This is a genomic window from Acidiferrobacteraceae bacterium (assembly GCA_037388825.1).
Lineage (GTDB): Bacteria > Pseudomonadota > Gammaproteobacteria > Acidiferrobacterales > JAJDNE01 > JARRJV01.
This window is the reverse complement of sequence record JARRJV010000128.1, coordinates 1-2,553: the sequence shown is the minus strand read 5'-3', so window position 1 is coordinate 2,553 and position 2,553 is coordinate 1. Positions and strand designations below refer to the sequence as shown.

Annotated in this window: 4 protein-coding genes; 2 read left to right on the top strand and 2 right to left on the bottom strand. The window is 56.2% G+C overall.

What is annotated here, in order from left to right; genetic code table 11:
• Positions 1-895 (top strand): hypothetical protein (locus P8X48_13260; GenBank protein ID MEJ2108271.1); only part of this gene is annotated, 895 nt, incomplete at its 5' end.
• 46 nt (positions 896-941) lie between these two features.
• Positions 942-1,514, top strand: coding sequence for a hypothetical protein (locus P8X48_13255; protein MEJ2108270.1), 573 nt, complete (start codon positions 942-944; stop codon positions 1,512-1,514).
• A gap of 258 nt (positions 1,515-1,772) precedes the next feature.
• On the opposite strand, the gene P8X48_13250 is transcribed toward P8X48_13255, so the two are convergent.
• Both P8X48_13250 and P8X48_13245 read right to left on the bottom strand, forming a co-directional pair.
• On the bottom strand, positions 1,773-1,958 hold the full coding sequence (locus tag P8X48_13250; GenBank protein ID MEJ2108269.1) for a hypothetical protein: 186 nt from the start codon (positions 1,956-1,958) through the stop codon (positions 1,773-1,775).
• 158 nt (positions 1,959-2,116) lie between these two features.
• On the bottom strand, positions 2,117-2,553 hold a 437-nt coding region (locus tag P8X48_13245; protein MEJ2108268.1), incomplete at its 5' end, for a C-GCAxxG-C-C family protein.

Below are 2,553 nucleotides of genomic sequence, written 5' to 3'. Positions count from 1 at the left end.
CTCCGAGTTCGTCGGCCTGTGCACATCAACTGACAAGGACAGGATGGCATACTGCAAGGGCTATATCGAAGGCGCAATACAGTCATGGAAATGGCAGACGGCCCGCGCATCAATCAGACCGAGTGACCAGTCGTATTGCGCAGGACGGAACGCGGCGCGCGACCTGGCCGAGAAAGTCAACGAGTCCCTGTCAACGGACGCGGTCGAACCGCGGAAGTTCCGCAAGGAGCTAAGGACGCAACTGGGCGTCTGCGCGCCGGACGAGAATCATGACGAACACTACTGTTTGGGGTACAACGAGGAAGTGGCGAACAGTATTGCCCGGCTGTCCATAATGCACACGCATGAGGAGTCGGAAAGCCCACGGGAGACGGCAATGAGCCACGCAGCGATCGACGCGTGGGCGAACGCATTTGTATCAGCCGAATTCCTTGCATTCCAGCCGTGCGTTCATAAAGCGATGACCCCGGAACAGATCAGGAAGATCCTGCTGGAATTCGTTCGTGAGAACCCGGAGCAGCAGATAAACATGTCGGCGAGCATGCTCCTGGAGCGGGCCTTGTTCTATGATTATTGCCCTGGGCCAACCGAAAGGAATCTGAAACCTCATCTGGAAAATTGCATCACGTGGACTCAAGATGATGGCAAACGCGGGATCAAGAACTCCTGCAACACGGCAGTCGTTTTTGAGTTTGTGGCCAAGAGTGCAACTGAGCCTGCATTGAAGACAGAACGTCAAGTTATTCCGGGCAATACTTTCAATAGCGATCCAGCGCTGGCGGCCAAGCCGTGGGCGTTTACGGTATGCCCGGTTGGCTACGTGAGCGCGATACCCTTTGAGTCAAAGAACACAGGAGCCATCAGAGCGAGTATCTATAGCTGTGTTAAAGAGTGATTCACCACTATTTACTGGAAAGAAGCCAAATCGGGGGGATTGGAGCATGAGAGCAGTTATGTTGCTGGCGTTGGTGACAATGTTGGCGGGCTGTGCGACGGCATACCAGCGTTCGGGATTTTCAGGAGGATTCTCGGAGAAGCATCTCGAGGGCGACATTTGGCGAGTATCGTTTGGTGGAAACGCGTACACCACCAGGGAAACCGTGCAGACCTATTGGTTGTACCGCTGCGCGCAGGTGGCGCTGGATCATGGTTATGACGGGTTTCAGATCCTGTCCCAGATTCGTCTTATTGACCTGGATACGTTGAATGGATTGTTTGGCCACCGGAGTCCTTACATCAAGACATCCGGAACCGTCTATATCCCCATGTACATTCCCTATTCGTACAACAAGCCGCGCCTCACGGCAGATATTCGGCTCTTGAAGGGGCCGATCCAGGAAAGGCCTCCGGTAGTCTTTGACGCGCGCAAATTGAAGGCGGCGCTGGATCCGATAGTGAATGCGGAGAAGAAATGTGACAGGGGCAATGTGTGCCCGCATGTCCACCGGTACCTGTACCCCAAGGGGACCCTCGAGGATTCGCCCAGTGCGCCCGACGGCACAACGAAGCTTTAGCTGCGCGCCGCCCACACGCAAGGAACTGGGTCAGAGAGCGACCAGAAGGGCGGAGTGCTTGGTCTTGTGAGGGTCCGCCCCTTCAGTCGCGCTCATCATTCGTAGGCATCATCAACGGTTCTGCTTTCCCTTGATGATGGAGAATATCAATCCCGCGCCCACAGCGATTAGGAAGATCGGGAACAGAAAGTTCCAGGGAAGTGGGACGCCCGACAGGTCCGAAGCCCCGGCGGCGAGAAACAGCGCCCCGACTATGATCTAAAACCATTCAGCCGCGAGATTGAAAAAGGTCCTGACAAGTTGTGCACCCAGAATGATGACTCCTATGCCCAGCAGGCCAATTCCGGGCCCCCACTGCACAAGAAAGGATGCCCCCACCCACACCAGAAACAGACCGAAGCTGGCGCCGGCAATTTTGCTTGTCATCGCTGCTTGCTCGCTCATGGAGAATCTCCTGTCGAGTTTGACAAGGGATGTTCAGGAAATCACAAAACCGGTGAAATATGAATTGATGAGAATCAACGATAGGATGTTCGGGAAGGTCAGCAATCAAAGGGGCCGGAATGATTTTGCTTCAATCACTCCGGCCTTTCTTGCTGCTGCTACAGCAACTCCACCACCCATTTGCTCACGAGTGCGGTGGCGTGGGCGCAGTGCTGGCCGCGCGCGTCGCTGAAGGCCTTGTATTCATCGGCGTTCCACATGTCGTAGGTGCGGCCGGTGAACTGCTGCTGTAATTCCTGGCAGGTAATCCCACCGAACTCCTTGCGAAAACGTTCCACCAGGTCGCGCGTCTTCTTGAAGTTGTTCATGCCGCGGCCGGCATGGAGCTTGTTGCGGTCGCGGCCGTACTTGGCGCCGATCGCCATCAATCCACCGGTAAGGGCGCCGCAGGCGCCGTGGCCCATGAGGCCGCCGCCGCCCGACAGGCTGTGGCTGGCCTTGATCGTAACGTCATCCACGTAGCCCACGGTCTCCTGCACCGTGGCCAGCACGCATTGGGGGCAACAACCGTATGAGATCTCGTATTGCAGCGCTT